At 54.0% G+C, this 17,914-nt stretch carries 21 protein-coding genes and 1 pseudogene; 9 read left to right on the top strand and 13 right to left on the bottom strand.

Annotated features, from left to right (window positions below; all coding sequences use genetic code 11):
- Nucleotides 1-12: 12 nt before the first annotated feature.
- The 3 genes from K1V27_RS20770 to K1V27_RS20775 all read right to left on the bottom strand — a co-directional run bounded on the left by K1V27_RS20770 (nucleotide 13) and on the right by K1V27_RS20775 (nucleotide 1,661).
- On the bottom strand, nucleotides 13-231 hold the full coding sequence (locus tag K1V27_RS20770) for a DUF2283 domain-containing protein (protein ID WP_258932177.1): 219 nt from the start codon (nucleotides 229-231) through the stop codon (nucleotides 13-15).
- Nucleotides 228-470 carry a hypothetical protein gene (locus K1V27_RS23005; protein ID WP_353740632.1) on the bottom strand — a complete coding sequence of 81 codons (243 nt, stop codon included), beginning with the start codon at nucleotides 468-470 and terminating at the stop codon, nucleotides 228-230. The genes K1V27_RS20770 and K1V27_RS23005 overlap by 4 nt, the downstream gene beginning before the upstream one ends.
- A 210-nt stretch (nucleotides 471-680) precedes the next feature.
- Nucleotides 681-1,661, bottom strand: coding sequence for a transposase (locus tag K1V27_RS20775; RefSeq protein ID WP_258932178.1), 981 nt, complete (start codon nucleotides 1,659-1,661; stop codon nucleotides 681-683).
- 644 nt (nucleotides 1,662-2,305) lie between these two features.
- Between K1V27_RS20775 and K1V27_RS20780 the strand changes: the two genes are divergently transcribed.
- From K1V27_RS20780 to K1V27_RS20790, 3 genes are all read left to right on the top strand, one after another.
- Nucleotides 2,306-2,572: a DUF2191 domain-containing protein gene (locus K1V27_RS20780; protein ID WP_258932179.1), complete on the top strand. Its 267-nt coding sequence runs from the start codon at nucleotides 2,306-2,308 to the stop codon at nucleotides 2,570-2,572.
- Nucleotides 2,569-3,000 carry a type II toxin-antitoxin system VapC family toxin gene (locus K1V27_RS20785; protein ID WP_258932180.1) on the top strand — a complete coding sequence of 144 codons (432 nt, stop codon included), beginning with the start codon at nucleotides 2,569-2,571 and terminating at the stop codon, nucleotides 2,998-3,000. The genes K1V27_RS20780 and K1V27_RS20785 overlap by 4 nt, the downstream gene beginning before the upstream one ends.
- 84 nt (nucleotides 3,001-3,084) lie before the next feature.
- Nucleotides 3,085-4,194 carry an IS4/Tn5 family transposase DNA-binding protein gene (locus tag K1V27_RS20790; RefSeq protein ID WP_258932181.1) on the top strand — a complete coding sequence of 370 codons (1,110 nt, stop codon included), beginning with the start codon at nucleotides 3,085-3,087 and terminating at the stop codon, nucleotides 4,192-4,194.
- A 93-nt stretch (nucleotides 4,195-4,287) separates the two neighbouring features.
- Here K1V27_RS20790 and K1V27_RS20795 read toward each other — a convergent pair whose 3' ends face one another.
- The 4 genes from K1V27_RS20795 to K1V27_RS20810 are packed head-to-tail and all read right to left on the bottom strand — an operon-like array spanning nucleotide 4,288 to nucleotide 7,659.
- Nucleotides 4,288-4,575, bottom strand: a complete 288-nt coding sequence (locus K1V27_RS20795) for a CHC2 zinc finger domain-containing protein (protein WP_258927472.1) — start codon at nucleotides 4,573-4,575, stop codon at nucleotides 4,288-4,290.
- Nucleotides 4,576-4,586: 11 nt separating this feature from the next.
- Entirely contained in the window at nucleotides 4,587-5,378 is a 792-nt protein-coding gene (locus tag K1V27_RS20800; protein WP_258927473.1) for an ExeA family protein, read from the bottom strand.
- Between the two features lie 5 nt (nucleotides 5,379-5,383).
- Nucleotides 5,384-6,940, bottom strand: a complete 1,557-nt coding sequence (locus tag K1V27_RS20805) for a helix-turn-helix domain-containing protein (protein ID WP_258927474.1) — start codon at nucleotides 6,938-6,940, stop codon at nucleotides 5,384-5,386.
- 38 nt (nucleotides 6,941-6,978) lie between these two features.
- Nucleotides 6,979-7,659 carry a DUF6431 domain-containing protein gene (locus K1V27_RS20810; protein WP_258931058.1) on the bottom strand — a complete coding sequence of 227 codons (681 nt, stop codon included), beginning with the start codon at nucleotides 7,657-7,659 and terminating at the stop codon, nucleotides 6,979-6,981.
- 26 nt (nucleotides 7,660-7,685) lie between these two features.
- Between K1V27_RS20810 and K1V27_RS20815 the strand changes: the two genes are divergently transcribed.
- From K1V27_RS20815 to K1V27_RS23010, 3 genes are all read left to right on the top strand, one after another.
- The gene (locus K1V27_RS20815) at nucleotides 7,686-8,255 is read left to right on the top strand and encodes a tetratricopeptide repeat protein (RefSeq protein ID WP_258927476.1); all 570 of its coding nucleotides are present in this window, start codon (nucleotides 7,686-7,688) and stop codon (nucleotides 8,253-8,255) included.
- Between the two features lie 263 nt (nucleotides 8,256-8,518).
- Nucleotides 8,519-9,610: an IS4 family transposase gene (locus K1V27_RS20820; protein WP_258932182.1), complete on the top strand. Its 1,092-nt coding sequence runs from the start codon at nucleotides 8,519-8,521 to the stop codon at nucleotides 9,608-9,610.
- Complete coding sequence (locus K1V27_RS23010; RefSeq protein WP_353740633.1) at nucleotides 9,598-9,729, top strand: IS4 family transposase; 132 nt, start codon at nucleotides 9,598-9,600, stop codon at nucleotides 9,727-9,729. The genes K1V27_RS20820 and K1V27_RS23010 overlap by 13 nt, the downstream gene beginning before the upstream one ends.
- Before the next feature lie 729 nt (nucleotides 9,730-10,458).
- Here K1V27_RS23010 and K1V27_RS23015 read toward each other — a convergent pair.
- The 6 genes and pseudogenes from K1V27_RS23015 to K1V27_RS20840 all read right to left on the bottom strand — a co-directional run bounded on the left by K1V27_RS23015 (nucleotide 10,459) and on the right by K1V27_RS20840 (nucleotide 15,072).
- Nucleotides 10,459-10,686 carry a transposase gene (locus tag K1V27_RS23015; protein WP_353740634.1) on the bottom strand — a complete coding sequence of 76 codons (228 nt, stop codon included), beginning with the start codon at nucleotides 10,684-10,686 and terminating at the stop codon, nucleotides 10,459-10,461.
- A gap of 203 nt (nucleotides 10,687-10,889) precedes the next feature.
- Nucleotides 10,890-11,438: an ABC transporter permease gene (locus K1V27_RS20825; protein WP_258932183.1), complete on the bottom strand. Its 549-nt coding sequence runs from the start codon at nucleotides 11,436-11,438 to the stop codon at nucleotides 10,890-10,892.
- An 8-nt stretch (nucleotides 11,439-11,446) separates the two neighbouring features.
- Nucleotides 11,447-12,142, bottom strand: a complete 696-nt coding sequence (locus tag K1V27_RS20830; protein ID WP_258932184.1) for a hypothetical protein — start codon at nucleotides 12,140-12,142, stop codon at nucleotides 11,447-11,449.
- A gap of 76 nt (nucleotides 12,143-12,218) precedes the next feature.
- Nucleotides 12,219-12,473 (bottom strand): ATP-binding cassette domain-containing protein, encoded by a 255-nt coding sequence (locus K1V27_RS20835; RefSeq protein ID WP_353740640.1) that lies wholly within the window; start codon nucleotides 12,471-12,473, stop codon nucleotides 12,219-12,221.
- A pseudogene (locus K1V27_RS23020) lies at nucleotides 12,447-12,966 on the bottom strand (ABC transporter ATP-binding protein); the annotation flags it as partial. The gene K1V27_RS20835 and the pseudogene K1V27_RS23020, both read right to left, overlap by 27 nt.
- Nucleotides 12,967-13,386: 420 nt before the next feature.
- On the bottom strand, nucleotides 13,387-15,072 hold the full coding sequence (locus tag K1V27_RS20840; RefSeq protein ID WP_258932187.1) for a PI-PLC domain-containing protein: 1,686 nt from the start codon (nucleotides 15,070-15,072) through the stop codon (nucleotides 13,387-13,389).
- A 180-nt stretch (nucleotides 15,073-15,252) separates the two neighbouring features.
- Between K1V27_RS20840 and K1V27_RS20845 the strand changes: the two genes are divergently transcribed.
- The 3 genes from K1V27_RS20845 (at nucleotide 15,253) to K1V27_RS20855 (ending at nucleotide 17,912) form a co-directional block, all read left to right on the top strand.
- Nucleotides 15,253-15,696, top strand: coding sequence for a hypothetical protein (locus tag K1V27_RS20845; protein WP_258929809.1), 444 nt, complete (start codon nucleotides 15,253-15,255; stop codon nucleotides 15,694-15,696).
- A gap of 108 nt (nucleotides 15,697-15,804) precedes the next feature.
- Nucleotides 15,805-17,106, top strand: a complete 1,302-nt coding sequence (locus K1V27_RS20850; RefSeq protein ID WP_258932188.1) for a DDE-type integrase/transposase/recombinase — start codon at nucleotides 15,805-15,807, stop codon at nucleotides 17,104-17,106.
- Entirely contained in the window at nucleotides 17,103-17,912 is an 810-nt protein-coding gene (locus K1V27_RS20855) for an ExeA family protein (protein WP_258929812.1), read from the top strand. Before K1V27_RS20850 ends, K1V27_RS20855 begins: the two co-directional genes overlap by 4 nt.
- Nucleotides 17,913-17,914: the final 2 nt, after the last annotated feature.

The following is a 17,914-nucleotide window of genomic DNA, read 5'->3' on the forward strand; positions in this document are numbered from 1 at the left end:
TATTATGTTGCCTTAGGCCGCGATTATCTGCTCGATTAGTGGCAACTTATTGATTGTAAGCTTTTGGAGTTCAACCTTCTTGCTGGCATTATCAATGTCGATACCGACCAAGCGCCCTTCGGCATCATAATCAAGGACAATACCCTCAGAAATTTCACGACTCTCGGCACTCACCTGTTCCGATAGGTCAATGTAAAGAGAGTCTGTATCAGGATAGTAGCTGATCTTCATTTCTTGAAACCTCTATCAGGAAAAGCATTGTGTATGGTGATCTTATCCTCAAGGGTCACAACTCTAAGAACTCTGCCTCCAAATTCATCTATGCGCCCCCAAAATCGAAAACGGTTTCCATCCTGAGACTCAGTCCTAATTGGATTCTCCAGAACCTGAACGCACCATTCCTTTTTAAGATATGGTCGCTTACGCAGAACTTCATTCTCAAAATATGCGGTGTACCTATAATCTGCCATGACAAAGTGTACCCGTCTATATGATGAAGTTCCTGCCAACCCAACGTATTGCTGAGGGGCGCATGTCTTTTTGCCTCCCATCATGCCAATTGTGTACGCCCGGCATGGGCGTGAACTTATGGGGTGAAAGTCCCCTGTATGTGAATTCTGCAAGTGTGTTTACCACATTTGCACAAGATCAAAAAAATGGGGGAAGCCCTTTAGTTTAGTTTACTCTCCGGACTCGAAATCCGCCGATTGCAACAAGCAGTAGTTGTGCTCGGAGACGATCTCTTCACCTCGCTTTACAGAAAAGGTGACAGCGGCAGGCGAGAGCTTCAGTTTTCGAGCTAATTCAGCCTGACTGATGCCGAGCTCTCTTGACGCCCAGTAGCAAAAAAGACTTCGTGCACGGACCCTGTTGCGTTCCTTGCCCGCCGCCCAAAGCTCGGATTCGTCCACTGCCAGCAATTCGCACACTCGCTTAGCCACCTTGGAAAGATCAAATCCCCGGGAGCGCACCCTGTGTCTTCGCTCCATTTCCTCCCGCGCTTGAAGAAGGACCTGTTCAACAAAGTCCCCGTCGCCTAAGATTCGCTCGTCAGATTTTTCGAATAATTGTGCCCTGCGCCTTGCCTTTACTTCTGCCCAGCCCCCACTGCTGCGTACCAGTCCACCCCCGGTAAGATCACTGCGCCGTCCCTGGTTGATGCCCTGCTCAACAAAAGCACGATACCGACGACGAGCGACCGAATTTTTATCGCCAAATAATTCCAGCACTTCATGGATTCGCTGCCAATCATTTTTGAAATAGCCCAGAATTACACCATGGCCGCAGTAGGCAAAGCGCTCCAAATCTTCAAAAGTGGAAACGACCCCGGCTCGAAGCGGATTCAGGTGAAGGTAGCGCACCAGTTCAAGAAAATACGGGTCCTTTTGACAGAGAATCGACTTGTACCGGTTTTGAAAAAGATGACCGCTGCGCCGGTGCCTGCGATTATACGACACCGCATAGCCGGTAAGCAACCGCCGCATCACCTGTGATATCGGCACCAAGCCGCTTTTCAGCAACAGATGAAAATGGTTGGGGATCAAAGTCCAGGCATAACAGTGCGTTCCCGTTTCTTTTAAAATGCTCCCCAATCGTTGCTCAAAGTTGTCTCGGTCCGACTCGTCCTGGAAAATCCGCCGCCGTTCTATTCCTCTTGCCATGATGTGGTGCAAAGCACCGGCTGCTCAATTCGTGCGTTTCTTGGCATGGCTACCAATATACCATCAACCTGCTCACCTAAAAACTAAAAATCTAAAGGGCGTCCCCCATTACGTTAAACACATTACCATTACCCCAAGATTGAGGTCCCCTGGAGCACCATTGAAGCAAAGCTTGAGCTGGCGGCTTAATAACGAAGGCATGGCCTGGCTAAGCATCTAATCGAAGTGAAAAATGATTAGAGGCTCACCGCGCTTGCCACTTGGCACACCGGAAAGGAACTCCGGCTTTCCCCCTCTCACGCCTATCGACTGGACAGAGCTCAACTTTTCATATGTGGGGGAGCGAAGAATACCGGCAAAAAGAAAAAAAAAGAAAAAGGGGACAGGTAAATAATGCTTGTCTCGATCTGAAACTGTATCTACTTGGATCAGGTAATGCAAATTTCCGAATGCAGGAGGAGTTTTGCCATGGCCGGCACACCCCATCATGATTATCGATCGAGAAACTTCCGAAGCCGATTATGGGGCTTGCGGGAGTCTATTCTCCGAAGAGGCTGACGGAATGATCGTCGGTACCACTTTCTTGACGCTAATCGAAATCCCAGCTATATTGTCACCATGATGACTGACGGGAGGACATCACGATGCGTACTACCTTAACCATTGACGACCAGGTCGCCATGTCACTCAAGGACATTGCTCACCGAAGCGGTAAACCGTTCAAGGAAGTGGTAAACGAGGCATTGCGGAAAGGAGTGCATGCACTCGAACACCCCGAAGCGCGACCCTACAGATTATCGTCGACGTCGCTGGGCTCCGTTCGTCCCTCTATCAATCTTGACAAAGCACTGAGTCTGGCCGATGACCTCGAAGACGCCGCAATTGCGATGAAGCTGGAGTTGCGCAAATGATTTTGGTAGATGCCAATTTACTGCTTTACGCTGTGAACCTGGACCTACCGCAGCATGCGCGCGCACTTGCGTGGTTAGAAGAAGTACTGTCCGGCAATGAAAGCGTGGGGCTGCCATGGTTGGTGATTCTTGCTTTTCTGCGACTGACTACCAATGCGCGGGTTTTTGAGCGTCCACTTACCGTCGAGCAGTCCGTCGCATATGTTGAGGAATGGCTGTCACAGCCGGTGGTAACAACGGTCGCCCCCGGCAAGGGCCATTGGCGAATCCTACGCAACCTGCTGACCGCCTCTGGAACGGGAGGAAATCTGACAACAGACGCCCATGTCGCCGCACTTGCCATCGAGCACGGTTATACCGTTTACTCCTCGGATAACGATTTCGGACGTTTCAGTGGCCTTCGCCATGTAAACCCGTTGCTGTCATAGCAGAGCCATTTTAGCGGGCTAGGGCTGCCCTTTACCCGTAAATTAAGACTGGACAAGGGTTTCCATGCCATGTAGCATGTGGGCATGGAAACCCAAAACCAAATCAAACGGACACTGTCGCGGCCTGAAGTAATCGAGCACATACGGTCGGTGCTCGATGAGAACGGCCATATGAACCGGACAGCGGTTGCAGAGCAGCTCTGCGTGCACTATGGTTTTTTCGATGCCCTGGGCACTGCTCAGACAAGCAGCTGCCTCAAGGCTCTTCGGGAATTGGAGTCCAGGGGCCACATCGAATTGCCCAAGCCCCTTGTGCAATCGGGTCCCGGCAGCCCGAGACGTCTGTCGGAGCCAGTCGCGGCACCACAGGGCGTTCCCGCGCAAGCCTGTGACTTGCGCGGACTGTGCCTGATCCTCGTGGAAGCAGAGGAACAGATGCGGATCTGGAATGAGATGATGATCCGTGAACATCCGCGGGGTGCGGGCCCCCTGGTGGGACGGCAGCTTCGATACCTGATCGGCTCGGAGCACGGCTGGCTCGGAGCCGCTGGATTTGGAGCAGCGGCACTGCAGCTTCGGGATCGGGATCGATGGATCGGTTGGGATAGCGAAACGCGGCGTTGCCATCTGCATCGGGTGATCGGACTCAGTCGATTTCTGATTCGCCCGGATGTGCACTGCCACAACCTCGCCTCGCAGTTGCTGGGAATGATCCTTAGAGCAGTGCCCGGTGATTTTGAAAACCGATACGGGTTCCGTCCGTGGCTGGTGGAAAGCTTTGTGGACACTACTTGTTTTTCGGGTACCTGTTATCGGGCAGCCAATTGGGTGCGAGTGGGCCGCACCCAAGGTCGAGGGCGTCAGGATCGGCATTGGCAGATGGCCGAAACACTGAAGGATATCTACCTCTACCCTCTCGAGAGAGACTTTCGGCTCAAGATGGGGCTTGCGCCAGACAGTGGTTTGAGTCCTCTTGAGGTTGCCGATGGTCTTGATGCTGAGCAATGGGCGGAAAAGGAATTCGCAGGTGCTCCGTTGGGTGACAAGAGACTGAGCAAAAGGCTTGTGGGGTGTGCCGGTGCAAAGGCCATTAAACCGGATCGCGCTTTTAGTGGTGTAGCCGAAGGGGACTGGGCAGCGGTGAAGGGATATTACCGACTCATCGACCATCCGGATGAAGCGGCTGTGTGCTAAGTCTCACAATATTTGACTCTGAGAGTCCCAGTTTAGATGAAGATGTCCTCCCCCACAAGTTGGTGGGAGCTTGTGAGGGAAGACGTGAGTATTTTAGCAGTCTTGTAAGCCGTCGATCATTTCAACAGCCTCACGGAAGTTGCAGCATTTGACGGCCATGACCATGTCGATGGGATTGAAGTTTTTCTGGCACCGGAAGCACCGGGCCAGGTTGGTTTTGGGGTTGGTGGCGGTTTGAAACTCAGAGCACAGGGGGCATAGAAAGCGAAAATACCCGTCTGATACTTTGCAGGGGATGCGCAGAAAATCAGAGATGAGCCGGGAGATGGGGATCTGATTACGCAGTATCCGGAGTTTTTGCTTGGAATAGAGCTTTGTCATGATGTCTTCTCCTAGGGAAGGCGGAATTCGGCCATGGTGTCGGTGACCAGGGCTTCGTTGATCTTGTTGAGATTTTGGGCGGCGGCATTGAGGAGGCAGGCGGTAGCGATGTTATTAATCTGCCTTGGGATGCCGCTGGCATAGTCATGGATGAGGGATTTGGCTTCGGGCTCGAAGACCTTCTCGTTGCTCCCCGCGAAACGCATCCTGGAGTCGATATAGGAGGTGGTCTGGTCCGAGGTTAAGGCGCCGAGGTGACATCGGACGGTGATTCGGTTGACAAGATCGCTAAGAGAGGCACGGGCAAGGAGCTTGGCGAGGGGCTCCTGACCGCTGAGGACGATCTTTACGGGAGTATCGGTATCGAGGGCTGAGCTAACCAGGAGGCGCAGATCGGTCAAAGCTTGCGGATCTATAAGGTGGGCTTCGTCGATGATAAGCACCGTTGAGAGATCTTCTTTTGCGGTGCGATCGAGAATTTGTAAAAAGAGATGATCCTTGCCTCGCCGGGGGGCTTCTCCCAACTGAGTCACGATTAGGCGAAGCAGGCTGGATGACGGGATTCCGGTGAAGTGGAGATAAACGGGGCGGTAGCGGTTTTTAGAGAGGTTATGGATGAAGAGCCTTAAGAGTGTGGATTTTCCGGCACCGGTTGGTCCGATGAGGAGGGCCAGGGTCCCTTGCCGGGCAAAGTAGTCGAGTCTGGCCAGGGACTGGGAGATGCGGTGGTCGTTGAGGATCCATTCCACGGGAGGGCGTTCCTGGAAGGGATGGCTGTTCATTTTGAAATGATCGAGGAACATGGTGGTTACTCCTTTTGCTGTAGGATTTGTTTGAGCTCACCGACGAGGTGGGGGAACGACTTGTTAGGCACTCGGGCAAAGGCCTGCGTGAGCACGGATTCTGTGAGCTGAACGTTTTGATTGTAGAGTTTTTTGAGCGTTTCGAGCTCCTGTGCCGTGAAGGCGGAGATGCCCACTTCTTTTCCGAGCAGCCGGGCAAAGGCTTTGACAAAGGCATGAAACGGCCACGGCCGCACGGAGACGACCTTGCGGTAATCGATGCCGCGAGTGTTTGCGGCGAGCTGCTCCCGGTGCTCGCGAACGAGGAGATCGATGAGGTTATGCTTGGGTTTTCCCCGAGCTTGTGCGGGAAGGGGCGGTTGCTCGGCCTCGCGGTGATGGAGCACGCCCGATCCCTGGTATTCGCCTTTCAGGGAAAAGATCTTCACGCTATCTGAAGACGAGAAGGGATCGTAGTGGACCCAGACCTTGTCTCCCCTTAAAGCTGGATCGACCCGGTAGAGCCGCTTATCGAGGCTAATGTCGGAAAAATCCTTGTGGACGACCCGAGTGACCTTTCTAAGAAAGGAAGCGAGCACCTGGTCCATTTCCACGTGGCGGATGACGGAAAGTCCGGTATGATAGCGGTCCTTGGGAGTCTCGCCGGTCTCGGAATGAATGGAGCTATGATAATCCACCGAGATCCATGCGCTGAGAGCTCGGTTGAGATCATCGAGGCTTATGGCATCTTGTGCCCGCACCTCGGATTCAAACCGGTCTTGGGCGGTCTCAAAGAAGCGCTCAATGAGTCCTCCCGGGGAAGGGTCCCCGGCCGGCCGGTGGCGAAGCCGGATGTGGAGCCGGTAGCAGGCAGCCTTGAGGCCGATTGCGTGATAGACCTTGGCGTTATCGAGGTAGAGTTCGCCGGGGGCGCCATGCTTGGCCAGGGCGCGCAGCAGCGAGTCGATGAGGATATCGAGGCTTTGGCGCAGGTAGTAGCGGGCCTCGACGATATACCTGCTGTGGCAGTCGATGAAAGCGGAAAGATAGGTGGGCAGGACCTCCCGGCCGAAAACAACATAGGGGCCTTCCTCGAAGTCCCCAACCCAGAGATCATGGGTATGGTCTCTGGTCCAACGTTTTCTCACCTTGTTTTTGACAACGCCGAGCTTGAGGCGGGTTGCGCCCGCACCTTTAAGATGGCGATACAAAGTAGAGCGGGAGAGCGTAACGCCATAGAGGTCCTTTAGGAATCGGTTGATGGTGGCAGGGGAGCGCTTGGGCTGCTCGCATTTAAGCTCGATGGCGGTTGCAATGATTTCTGCGGGTGCGGCCCTGGCATGGCCGCGGTCATGGCGGTCTTTTCTTGCGAGAGCATCGAATCCTCCGGTTCGATAGCGCTTCAGCTTTCGCCTGAGGGTGGAAAGGGAGGGCTTGCCGGTACGTCCGCCGGGAAAGACCATCTCCTTTTGAGAGATCTCTTTGAGAAAATCCTGGATCGATTCCGGCTCCACCTCGTCGAAGAGAACGGGGCGAAGGAGATCGCACCAGAACAGGGCCCATTTTTCATCTTTTTGCTTCATAACGCCTCCTTTGTTTTATGGTTGGAGGCGAGCATAAATCATTGCCAGGCGCAGCCTGTTGCAAAGAAGGGGAAAATTGAAGCACCAAAAACAACTCGGAATACCGCCTCCAGGTGGACGAGCCGGCGAGAGCGTTTGAGGGTTTCTTCCCGAGCGGTTTTCACGAACTTATTGGGGGAGATCGTTAGCGCGGCGAGATCCCGGTAGACTTTTGTCGCCGGATCCTTCTGTAAGATGAGGTCCAGAGCGCGGCGCGGGATTTCTTTGAAGCGGCCAAGAGTGTCGATCCAGCGGTAAGGGGTTGTGTGGGAGAGGACTTTATCGACCGGCGTATTTCCTTCGTCCGTCGAGGCATGGAAGATCTCCGAGCCTTCTTCCAGGACTGTCTTCCGATAGGTCGACGTCTCATCTTCCAGATAGCTTGCCGAGCGATGAAGTATCGCGTCGCTGGTGTAACGCTTGAAGGGAAGCGCGAAAGGAGGCTGTTCGGTGAAGGTCTTATGGCAGCCGGGGCATTTCCACCGAATGACAAGGCATTTTACCACCTGGACCAATGCGTCGCATAGAATGCGGAATTTGCGGGGGCGTGCCTGATGCCGCCTGAACAAATCCGGTTGAGTATTGCAGACGGGGCAGGAGGGCAAACCGCAGCGGATCTTGTTTCGCAGCACATTCAAGCTGTATTTTCTAATATCTGAGCGGGTAAATGGAGCAAACATGGCGTCTCCCACTTGAGCGAATAGTCATGATCGAAGAGGTTTCCGAAAAAGCCGTTCGTTTACTCCAACCTGGCGCCGCCCGCAAGCGCAAAACCGCCGGCGCCCGACGCGCCAGATGCTATGTTTGGCAACGGTTTTTCAACAAAGGAGTTGCGTTACCCATGAGTAAGATATCCCGCAATGCGCCCTGCCCTTGTGGAAGTGGAAAGAAGTACAAAAAATGCTGTTTGTTGCGCGAACAGGTCTCAGCGACACGGCCGCCGCAGGCTCCTTCAGATGTCTTCAAACAGATCCATGCCCAAATGGAGGAGTTGGACAACCTATCGAATAGTGTCATTGATCTCATCCAAGCCGGGAAACTGGACGAAGCGGAAGCTCAGTGTCACAAGCTATTGGAGCAATATCCGGACGATGTTGACGGGCTCGACAGACTGGCAACGGTCTATGAAGCCAAGGGGCAGAATAGGATGGCCGCTGAGTACTACCGAAAGGCGGCCGCTTTTATGCGCTCAAGGCCAGGATTTGACAACGAAGCCATTGAATGGGCTCTGAAGAAAGCCTCTGAACTGGAGTCTGCATCGTCATCAGCAGAATAGATCTTGCAGCCGAGCCATGGCCTGCAGGTGGTCGGCGAGGCTCGTGGCGCTGCGACAACCAGTAATGTTGACATTCCGGAGGTGCTTCGGCGCCCCCGCTGATGCCCAGCCGTTATCCGGCGTGGTCTTGGGACCGGTTAGCGCCCGGCGCGCGGGGTAGGCAGGGTAAAGTGCAAAAGCATGGCGAGGTATAGCGGGATAGGCGGGATCAGATTACTTGGGACTGTTCAAATCAAATATTGTGGGACGTAGGAGCTGTGAGTATGGAAAACATCCTCGTGCCCCACCGCGAGAGGACTATTCGCCGCATGAAGGCACAGCAGACCGTGCTGTGCATCCAGGATGGCTCGGATCTCGATTATTCCAACCTGGACCGATGCGAAGGGTTGGGTGTGATAGGCTCCAATCAAACCGGAGCCAAGAGCATGGGGCTTCATTTGCATTCCACGCTGGTCGTTACTCCGCGTGGACTGCCATTGGGAGTGTTGAACGCCCACTGCTTGGCTCCGGTCTCGAGATCGGAGGCTGACAAGCGGCGCCCTTGCGACATCCCCATCGAAGAAAAGGAGAGTTTCTCCTGGATTGTGGGGCTTCGCGGCTGCATGGAAGTGGCCAAGGAAATGCCGCACACCCGGCTGGTATCGGTCATGGATCGGGAGGCGGATTTTTTTGAGTTGTTTGATGAGCAGCGCCGGAATCCTTCTGTCGAGCTCCTGGTGCGTGCCAAGCACAATCGGACTACCACCGAGGAGGGGAAGCTCTTCGACGCCGTCAAGCAGACACAAGTGCGTGCTAATCTTCGCATCAGCGTCAAGAGGCAGAGTGCCAGGCCGAAGAAGAGCAAGCAGAAAGCCCGGCCCGGCCGTTGCGCACGTACGGCGGAGACATCGGTTCGCTACAAGCAGGTGGAGTTGCGCCCTCCCGATTACCATAAAGACAAGCCCCCGATTGTTCTGTGGATAGTGCACGTGGTCGAAGACAACCCTCCCGAGGGGGATGAAGGAATTGAATGGTACTTGCTGACAACAATGAAGATCGAGTCCGTGCAGGATGCCGAAAGGTGCCTGCGCTGGTACTGTCTGCGCTGGCGCATCGAGGACTGGCATCGGGTATTGAAATCCGGATGCCGCATCGAAGAGGCAGCCCACCAGAGCGCGGAGCGTCTCAAAAGATCCATCGCGATCAATCTGGTCATTGCCTGGCGCATCATGCTGATGACCCTTATGGACAGAGAGACTCCGGAGCTTCCCGTGGAAGTGCTCTTCTCGGATCTCGAAATCGAGGTACTGAATGCCTACGCAAAAAAAAAGACCTCAAGTTACCGCTCCTACTTGGAGATGCGGTGCGCCTGGTAGCGCGACTGGGGGGCTATCTCGGCCGAAAGAACGATCCGCCCCCGGGGCACCAGTTGATGTGGCATGGCTACTCATACCTTCAACTCCTGTGTGAGGGATTCTCGCTGCGAGGCGGCTGATACTGCCCCGGCGCAACTCATGGGTAAAGGGCAGGGCTAGGGATGTATGAGATCGCTAAACTGGTTACTTCCCAACAGGTGAGGTGATAAGAAATTGCTTTCTGACGATTTTTGGGTAGCAGGTATGGTGAGATGGGTCAAGCACATTTTTGTCTCGATTTTGGACCGTATGTCACTATCATACACGCGCTCAGGGGTAAGATTGAAGCAAGTCGTTCGTTACGATAGCTTCTTGGTGTGGAGGGGACGGCCCGCGTGTCTGCCCGGGCCCCCGGGTCCGGGGGCCCGGGCAGACACGCGGGCAAACTGCTCCTGTAAGGGCTTGTCGGGACTGTCTCCAGTGCCGAAGCCACGCCAAGGTGTGATCAAAATCATCGAGGACAACCGGCCCCTGTTCCGGTGCTTTTGTCTTCCTCCCGGATGGGGCCGTTTGCTGTTTCCAGGGCCCGAGATGGCGGAGGATGCGTTCTATCACGGCCGGCTCGTGAATCAGGCTGATGATTTTCATCTCGTGGCCGCAGCGGGGACAAGTCAAGGGGTCCACCTCGTAGATTTTTTTTATCAAGTCCCGCCAGTCACGCCATGGGCGTGATTGATGGGATGTGCGGGGGCTGGTAGTCTGAGACATCAAGTCCCGCTGACAGCGGGATCACTTCATTAGCGTTGCCGGCCTGCGGCGGCTCATCCCCGGGCCTTAAAACACCTTTTTTGATTCTGTCTCCTCTGCTTCTACTCGAATACCAGCCCCGTGGAATAATCACAATTGCAAGCACAATGCCGGCACGCACTTATTCCACGGGGCCGGCCATAGTATCTGACCATCTGAAAATGCTTATCTGGAATATGCTGAGTGATGGCGGCGATGAATTCCTCGGCGGTGAGACAATTCCTGCCGGACGTTTCATCACTGCTCACATCCCTCCGGTCAAACCAGTAATCGGCAGGCGCGCCTGCCACGTCATTGATGTTTGACGACGGCCCAAGTGAACAAGGCCGACGTTATCAAGACCGACTCGGTTTTATCCACCGAGTCGGTCCGAATCGGCCAGAGATACTGAACTTCTACCACCTGACTTGGCTCCCTTTGCGCCCGGTGAACGGCTACGGCTGGTGAAAGCGGACATCACCCATGCATGATCACGACGATGTTACCTGCTCCGTCAGCTGTGATCAAGAGCATCCACGATAGGTTTGCCGCAGGCCTTGCGCGCCGGCAGTATGGCCACCAAAGTGGCAAGGGTCAACAGGAAAAAAAAGCTGACGATGAGATAAGAGGGAATCAGATAGACTTCCAGCGGTATCTCTCTCGGTATATTCGGCGGGACCCATTGCGGCTCGATGACTTTCACCAGGAGCCAGCAGAAGATGGTCAATACAATTCCCAACAGACATCCCAACAATCCCAGCATGGCGCTCTCGACGGCGAACAACTTGATGACTCCGCGGCGCTTCAAGCCCAGTGCGCGCAACGTGCCAATTTCTTTTGTCCTTTCGATGATCGACATGGTAACCGTATTGATGACGCTGGTGACGACGATCATGAACACAATGATGAAGACAAAATTGAAGATGATGTCGAACATTCTTTTCACTTTGGTGTAAAGCGGTGAAAGCTCCGCCCACGTCTTGATCTGCAAAGGGAGGCCGCGACGCTTGATCTGTGCCTCGAGATAAGCCTTCACCTCCGGCAGATGTGACTCGTCGTCCAACAGTAGGGTCATCCTGTCAACGCCGTCGGTGGCATAAAGCGATTCGGCAAACTCAGCGGGACAATGAGATATTTGTCGTTCAGTTCTTCCAGGATGGTGTAAAAGAGTTGAAACACCTGAGCATCCAGTGCATTGATTCGACCATCCACTGTCGAGGCCATGACGATTGCATCCGAGCCGACCTCCAGCTTGAGCCTCTTGGCCAGTCCAAACGCCATGCCGATGCCGTAAGGGACCGAATCGTCCAGCGGCTTGCCGTATAAATGCTCGATCCTGGCCAATATGCCCGTTGCCGCCCGCTGAATCTGGTAAGTGTCCGAGGGCACTTTGCCGGAGGCGATGAAGATGGTGCTGACGCTGCCGTTGGTGACCAGTCCCATGATACTGAGCTGGCCTGTTGTGACAACGATGTGGGGGTTCGATCGGCAAAGGCTGTGAATCGTCCGGGCTTGATCGGCGTCAATCAGAAATTTCAGGGGTTCAATTTGTCCCTCCTGTAAAAATCCTTCCTTGAAAATAGTGATATGCCCATTGGCCTGGGCATATATGAAAGAATCCTTCAAGCATCTAAAAATGTAACCGGTGAAGCCGCCGAAAACGTTGACCGCGGCATATCCCATGGCAATGGCAATGATGGTGAACAGTGACCGGCGTCGGTTCCGGAGAAGATTGAGTGCGGCTATTTTGATCCACGTAACGGTCATTGGGCACAGACAAATGGAGGATTAGCTGAATGAGACCTCGGCGCGCATCGGTTCAAAGGACCTCCCGAAGCGGCGTTCATGTCTGACGGTCGGCCATGATCAAACCGTCGGCAAGATGGATTTGCCTCTGAACCCGTTGCAGCAGACGTTGGTCATGGGTGGAAAAAACAAATGTTGTTCCCCGGCTGGTGTTGATCTCCCTGATCAGTTCAATGATGCGCACGGCATTGGCCGTGTCCAGATTGGCCGTGGGCTCATCGGCAATGACCAGCTTGGGATCGGTGATCAGCGCGCGGGCGATGGCGACGCGCTGCTGCTGCCCCCCCGACATTTTTTGCGGACGTTGACGCAAATAGTCCGCCAGCCCCAGTTCGGTCAACAGTTTCTGTGCTTTGTATTTGGCGTGGGGGGGAAGATGTCCCCTGGATTTGCAGCGGCAAGGCCACATTGTCGATGGCGGACAAGACCGGAATGAGATTAAAGCTCTGAAAGATGAAACCCAAGTGGCTGTTTCTCAGGTCACTGAGCTGATCGTCTGTGAGATGATTGACGTCGCTTCCTTCAAATTCCAGGCGGCCCGAGCTCGGGGTGTCGATCAGGCCGATCAAATTGCACAGGGTGGATTTCCCCGAGCCCGAGGGGCCCCAGATGGCGATGAACTCTCCCTGCTCTATCGCCAGGTCCACCTGCCTCAATGCTGTGATCTCGGTTTCTCCCAGCCGGTAGACTTTGGAGACTTGTTTCATGTTGATGGTCGGCACACGGGCTTCAAACGCAGTGACACAACAAGAGTCCGCGCAATTATGGTGGATTGTCACGGGCATGTAAACTGAAATATGACCGAAATGGGTGTTCCGCCGGACGACCGGGGCAAGGTGCTTGACGAAGTCAGCGCCGCGATTCCCGGCTATCCTATGAGCAAATTCGGGCGCATATGCAATCTATCGTTCTATAGGTCGTCTGACTACCTTCCAGTCTTGGCATCGATATATTCTGGATCGAAATCGACGCCGCAGTCCCATTGTGTTGTATCGAAGGAGGCCTGGTCACGCGTGAACTGGTTGAGATCTTGGATTCGCCTAAATACACCAAAATGGAGCATTGGCTTGATATCGAGGGACTGGTCGAGGTGGGATCCAGCACGCTCGATCATCGCCGACATAGTTCGCTGTCAAACCTTGCCGGCAGCGGGGCTGCCCCGGCAACAACAAATGCGTTTGCTGTGATTCTTCACCTGCCCAACCTTAAGGGGGCAGTGTTGAATAGTGCTCATTGACGTAAATCGCGGCTCGTGTTGCGAACGTCCCGAAATTGTCCACATAGATAATATTGGGCAAAAGGGTCTGAGTGATGACCGGACTCGGGGAGCTCCAATCATGAATGTAATTCATCAACTGGCTGTCCGCCTCACCCGCCAAGTCCAGTATTGATGTGGGGTTTCCAAACCCGGTGCAATCATACGCTTGATCACCCGACAGCGTGAGTGTCCATGAGAGAAGGAACAGCTCTGCGTTATGAATTACCGGGTTTATCATTTTCTGTTTTTGATTGTCTTTCATTGTGGAAAAATCGTTGGTATTCGAATATTCGTTATATATGGGAAAGTCATCGGAGTTGTATACGCCATTCTGAGGATCCGAGGATATAGCCTCCGTTTCAAAGCGCAAAAGCACATGCTGGATCGCCGCTCGGTCGCCGAATATTGCTTCCCTGGGGTCCTCGTATTTGCTCCAATCAATCAAAAAAGCTGACAGCTTTTCCACTGCCGTATTACGAACATCGTCCACCCATTCATGATCGGAGCAGTCGCTGCCGGTCCAATCGTCGCAGTCGTCCCCGGTCACGATGTCGTAGCAATGAGAAAAATTCAAAATGATGAGCTCCTTGCCACCAGTAGGTTCCATCTCAGCACAAAACTTGGCTACATCGTCCAGAACGGAGTCAAGCGACTGTCCCGTACATCCCAGCCAATCCAGCCCATTCACATACGCCCAATGTCCCGTATACCAACCTCTAAAGGAACCCGAACAATCAACATAACTGGTGGGCCGGATATCAAAATACCTTGCGCCATTTACAAGTTGCTGATAAATGCCGCTGGTTTGGGTTTGTGTGTCACAGGCATTGGCGTATTTGCTACAAAACCCAAGCTCACTCATTCCAGCATCGTGTGATCCCGGGATGGCGATTTCTTGTAAGGTCCTGTCCTTGAGCAAGTCATACATATGGGTCATCCACGAGCTTGGGTTCAGGTAGGCCGGGTCGACATAGATAGGGAAAACGAACTCGTAATGATTTTCCCAGTTCCCATCGGTGCCTATCCGGCTTCCCATCGTGCCGCCGGCCAACACTTCCCTGATGTTCCAGTATGTGCCGCTTTGCAGGAAAAGGAAGGTCCTGCCATTTATTGAATAGGACGCTACCGTACTGTAGTAATAGTTCCAGACGCTCTCATCCATAATTCCTATCGGCTCGTTTTTCGTAATTCGCCAAATCTTCCACTCCTTGGTATCGCTGTTCTGGACGAACAAGAAGACTTCGCCTCCTACCATGAATGTTTGTACACTGCCGTAATAAGTGCCGAATTGGTCCGTATATGGCTCTTCACGCTGCACTTTGCCGTCCGCGGATATTGGCCGGAGAAACCAGTTCCCGTCAGAATCCTCGCCGAACAACATCGGGGACAGGCTGTTCGGATTGGTCACCAGTGCGTTTGGATACCATTTGTCCCAGTAACCATCATCTACAAGCGTCGGTTGCAGTTCCGGTTCCGGAGGGGCGCCTTGCTTTACTTCCATAATGATCCAGAAGGATGAGTCCTGTTCATTATCCGTCACCTGCATCTGGCCGTATATAAATGTCTTTCCGCCGGGAAACGTGAACGCCGATAAGATAGGGTAATAATGTTCCCAGGAGGTGTAGACTCGCACAATCTATTGACTCAATGAGCAGTGTTTTTTTCACAATGACTTGACACAAGTGGGCAGATTATCGAATTATTCTGCTCACAGGAAAAGGCGGGGTTGTTTTGGACAATGAAGTTGGATGAAGGGTGGGACAAGCACCCCTCATCCGTTGAAAAGTGAGTTAAACTCACAAAAGGCCCTTTATTGATATTGTTTTTTGACGTATGCGTCAAGACCCTCTTTGAGTTGGGCCGCAACTACCCCTGGCCAAGGCCCGAAAGATGCTCGTGCTGTAAAGGGCGCATCTGGGCTCATGGCTTTGACACCGCCTATTTTGATGACTTCCCGGAACCCTTGTGGATTCGAAAATATCGATGTGTAGATTGCCGAACCGTTTTCAGAACTCGCCCCAGCGGCTACTGGAGCAGATTCCAGGCCGCCATTGCCACCATCCGTGAACATATTGCGCACCGCTTAACCGAGCGCAGGTGGAAGCCGGACCTGCCTAGATCCAGGCAGCGTCATTGGCTCAATGGGCTCAGGAAACAGATCCTCACCCATTTTGGCACAGGCGCTTCCGATGACCCGTTGCAGGCTTTTGATTCCTTGATCGCCCGGGGAGTCTGTGCCGCCTCAAGGGCCATATAATCTGCCAACCCGAGTGCTCGTCTCGGACCCAACCGAAGGGTGCCTTTGTAGTTAAGCCGGCTTTCGGCAATAAAGCAAGGCAACCATCAACCACACAAGGAGGTCCCTATGGATGAGCAACAACAAAGAGAAATTGCAGTATTTCGGTTCGGGGTCATCAGTGATTTTGTCAACTGCAACCACTTGAGTCATGCAAAACGGGCCAGGCTGCTGCGAGAAAAGTGCGAAAAAGAGTGGCAGATCCCCCATTCTGCTCGCAGCCGGCTGTCGGCTTCCACCATTCGAGAGTGGATAAGAGTCTACCAGAAGGCCGGAGGGCGGTTGGAGGCGCTTTATCCAAAAAGCCGAAGGGATAAGGGAGTGGCCCGTGCCATCGATGAAGAAACCGGCCAGGCGATCATTCGGCTGCGCCACGAGCTGCCTGAGAGCCCTATTAATGCGCTCATCTCCGAGATGCAGCAGCGATCGCTCTTAAAGCCGGGCGAGGTGTTGACTCAGGCAACCGTCTACCGGTTTCTCCATCGGGCGGGGCTGCTCCGTCCGCAATGTCCGGCCCCGGTGGACCGCCGCAAGTTTGAAGCCGAGCTTCCCAATGACATTTGGCAGTCGGATGCCATGCACGGACCGATGATCCGCGTGGGCGATAAAAAACGCAAAACCTATCTGTTTGCCTTCATAGATGACATGAGCCGCCTGATTCCTCATGCCGAGTTCTATCTCAGCGAAGGCCTGCCTTCTTTTCTTTCCGCCTTGCGTTGTGCCCTGCTCAAACGAGGGCTCCCGCGAAAACTCTATGTCGACAACGGCCCCGCCTTCAGATCCACTCTCCTTCGGGAAATCACCGCCTCCCTTGGCATCGCTCTGGTTCACTCCAAGCCCTACAAGCCCGAAGGGCGGGGCAAGGTGGAAAGGGTCTTCAAGACTATCCAAACCCAATTTCTGCCCGGCTTTAAGGGCAACTGCCTGGATGAGCTCAATGAAGCCCTCGATTGCTGGCTGCGAGATGTCTACCATAAAAGGCCCCATGGCGCGACCGCAGAGCCCCCTCTCAAACGCTATGCCGATCACATGGAGTGTATCCGCCCCGCTCCCAAAGACCTCGAAGATTACTTCCGCAAACGCGCCCGAAGACGTGTTGCCAAAGACCGCACCGTGGCCTTGAACGGCAGGCTCTATGAAGCCCCGGTACCGCTCATTGGGAAACAGATCACGCTGCTCTACCATGACCATGATCCGGCCCGCGTGGAAATTACCCTGGAAGGGCGCTCCCATGGCTTCCTCACGGTTCTCGACCTCAACGCCAACTGCCGGGTCAAACGCTATTCACAGCGTCTAGTGTTGGAAAGCTCCCCGCCACAGTCCATCCCCACCGGCAGGCTGGCCTTTGCCGGCGAGGAGGAAACCTCATGAAACCTCTCTATCGAACCTTTTTCGGTTTTACCCGTGAGCCCTTTACCGCCGAGCTCAAAGCGGACCAGATCCTGCAAACCGCGGAAGTGACCGCGGTTGCAGAGCGCTTCGACTATGCGGTGAACCTCGGAGCCATCGCCCTGGTGACCGGAGAAGTCGGCAGCGGCAAGTCCACCGCTCTCAGATGGGCATTGAACCGTTTGCACCCCTCAGAGTTCCGCCCTATCTGGATCACAGCTTGCTCCGGCTCCATCCTGGAACTTTACCGCTTGCTCAGCTCTGAGCTGGAAATGGAAACCGCAACTTACTCCCGAGCCACTCTTTTGAAATTTATCCGCCGCCAGATCCTTGAGCTGACAGATGGCCGCAAACAAAAACCGGTCCTCATTATTGATGAGGCATCGCTTCTGCGCCTTGAAGTCTTTGCCGAACTGCACACCCTCACCCAGTTCGAGGGAGACTCAAGACCTCTTCTTCCCATCATTTTTGCCGGCCAGAATAACTTGCTCGATCTGCTCCTCTATCGTACTTCCATCCCGCTTGCCTCAAGAGTTGTCGCCCGCTGCCACCTGCAGGCTATTTCTCGATCCGATATGGAGCTCTACCTCAACCATCACCTGAAAATTGCAGGGATCAGCCATCCGCTTTTTGCCGATCAGGCCGTAACCGCCATCCATCAGGGTTCAGGTGGGCTTTTGCGGCGCGCCAACCACCTGGCCAGAGGGGCCCTCATCGCCGCTGCCCATGAAAAAATCCAGCAGGTCTCGGCCGAGCACGTTCGCATCGCTTCAAGCGAGCTCATCTGAAA

Source organism: Desulfoferrobacter suflitae (assembly GCF_022603395.1).
GTDB classification, from domain to species: domain Bacteria; phylum Desulfobacterota; class Syntrophobacteria; order Syntrophobacterales; family Syntrophobacteraceae; genus Desulfoferrobacter; species Desulfoferrobacter suflitae.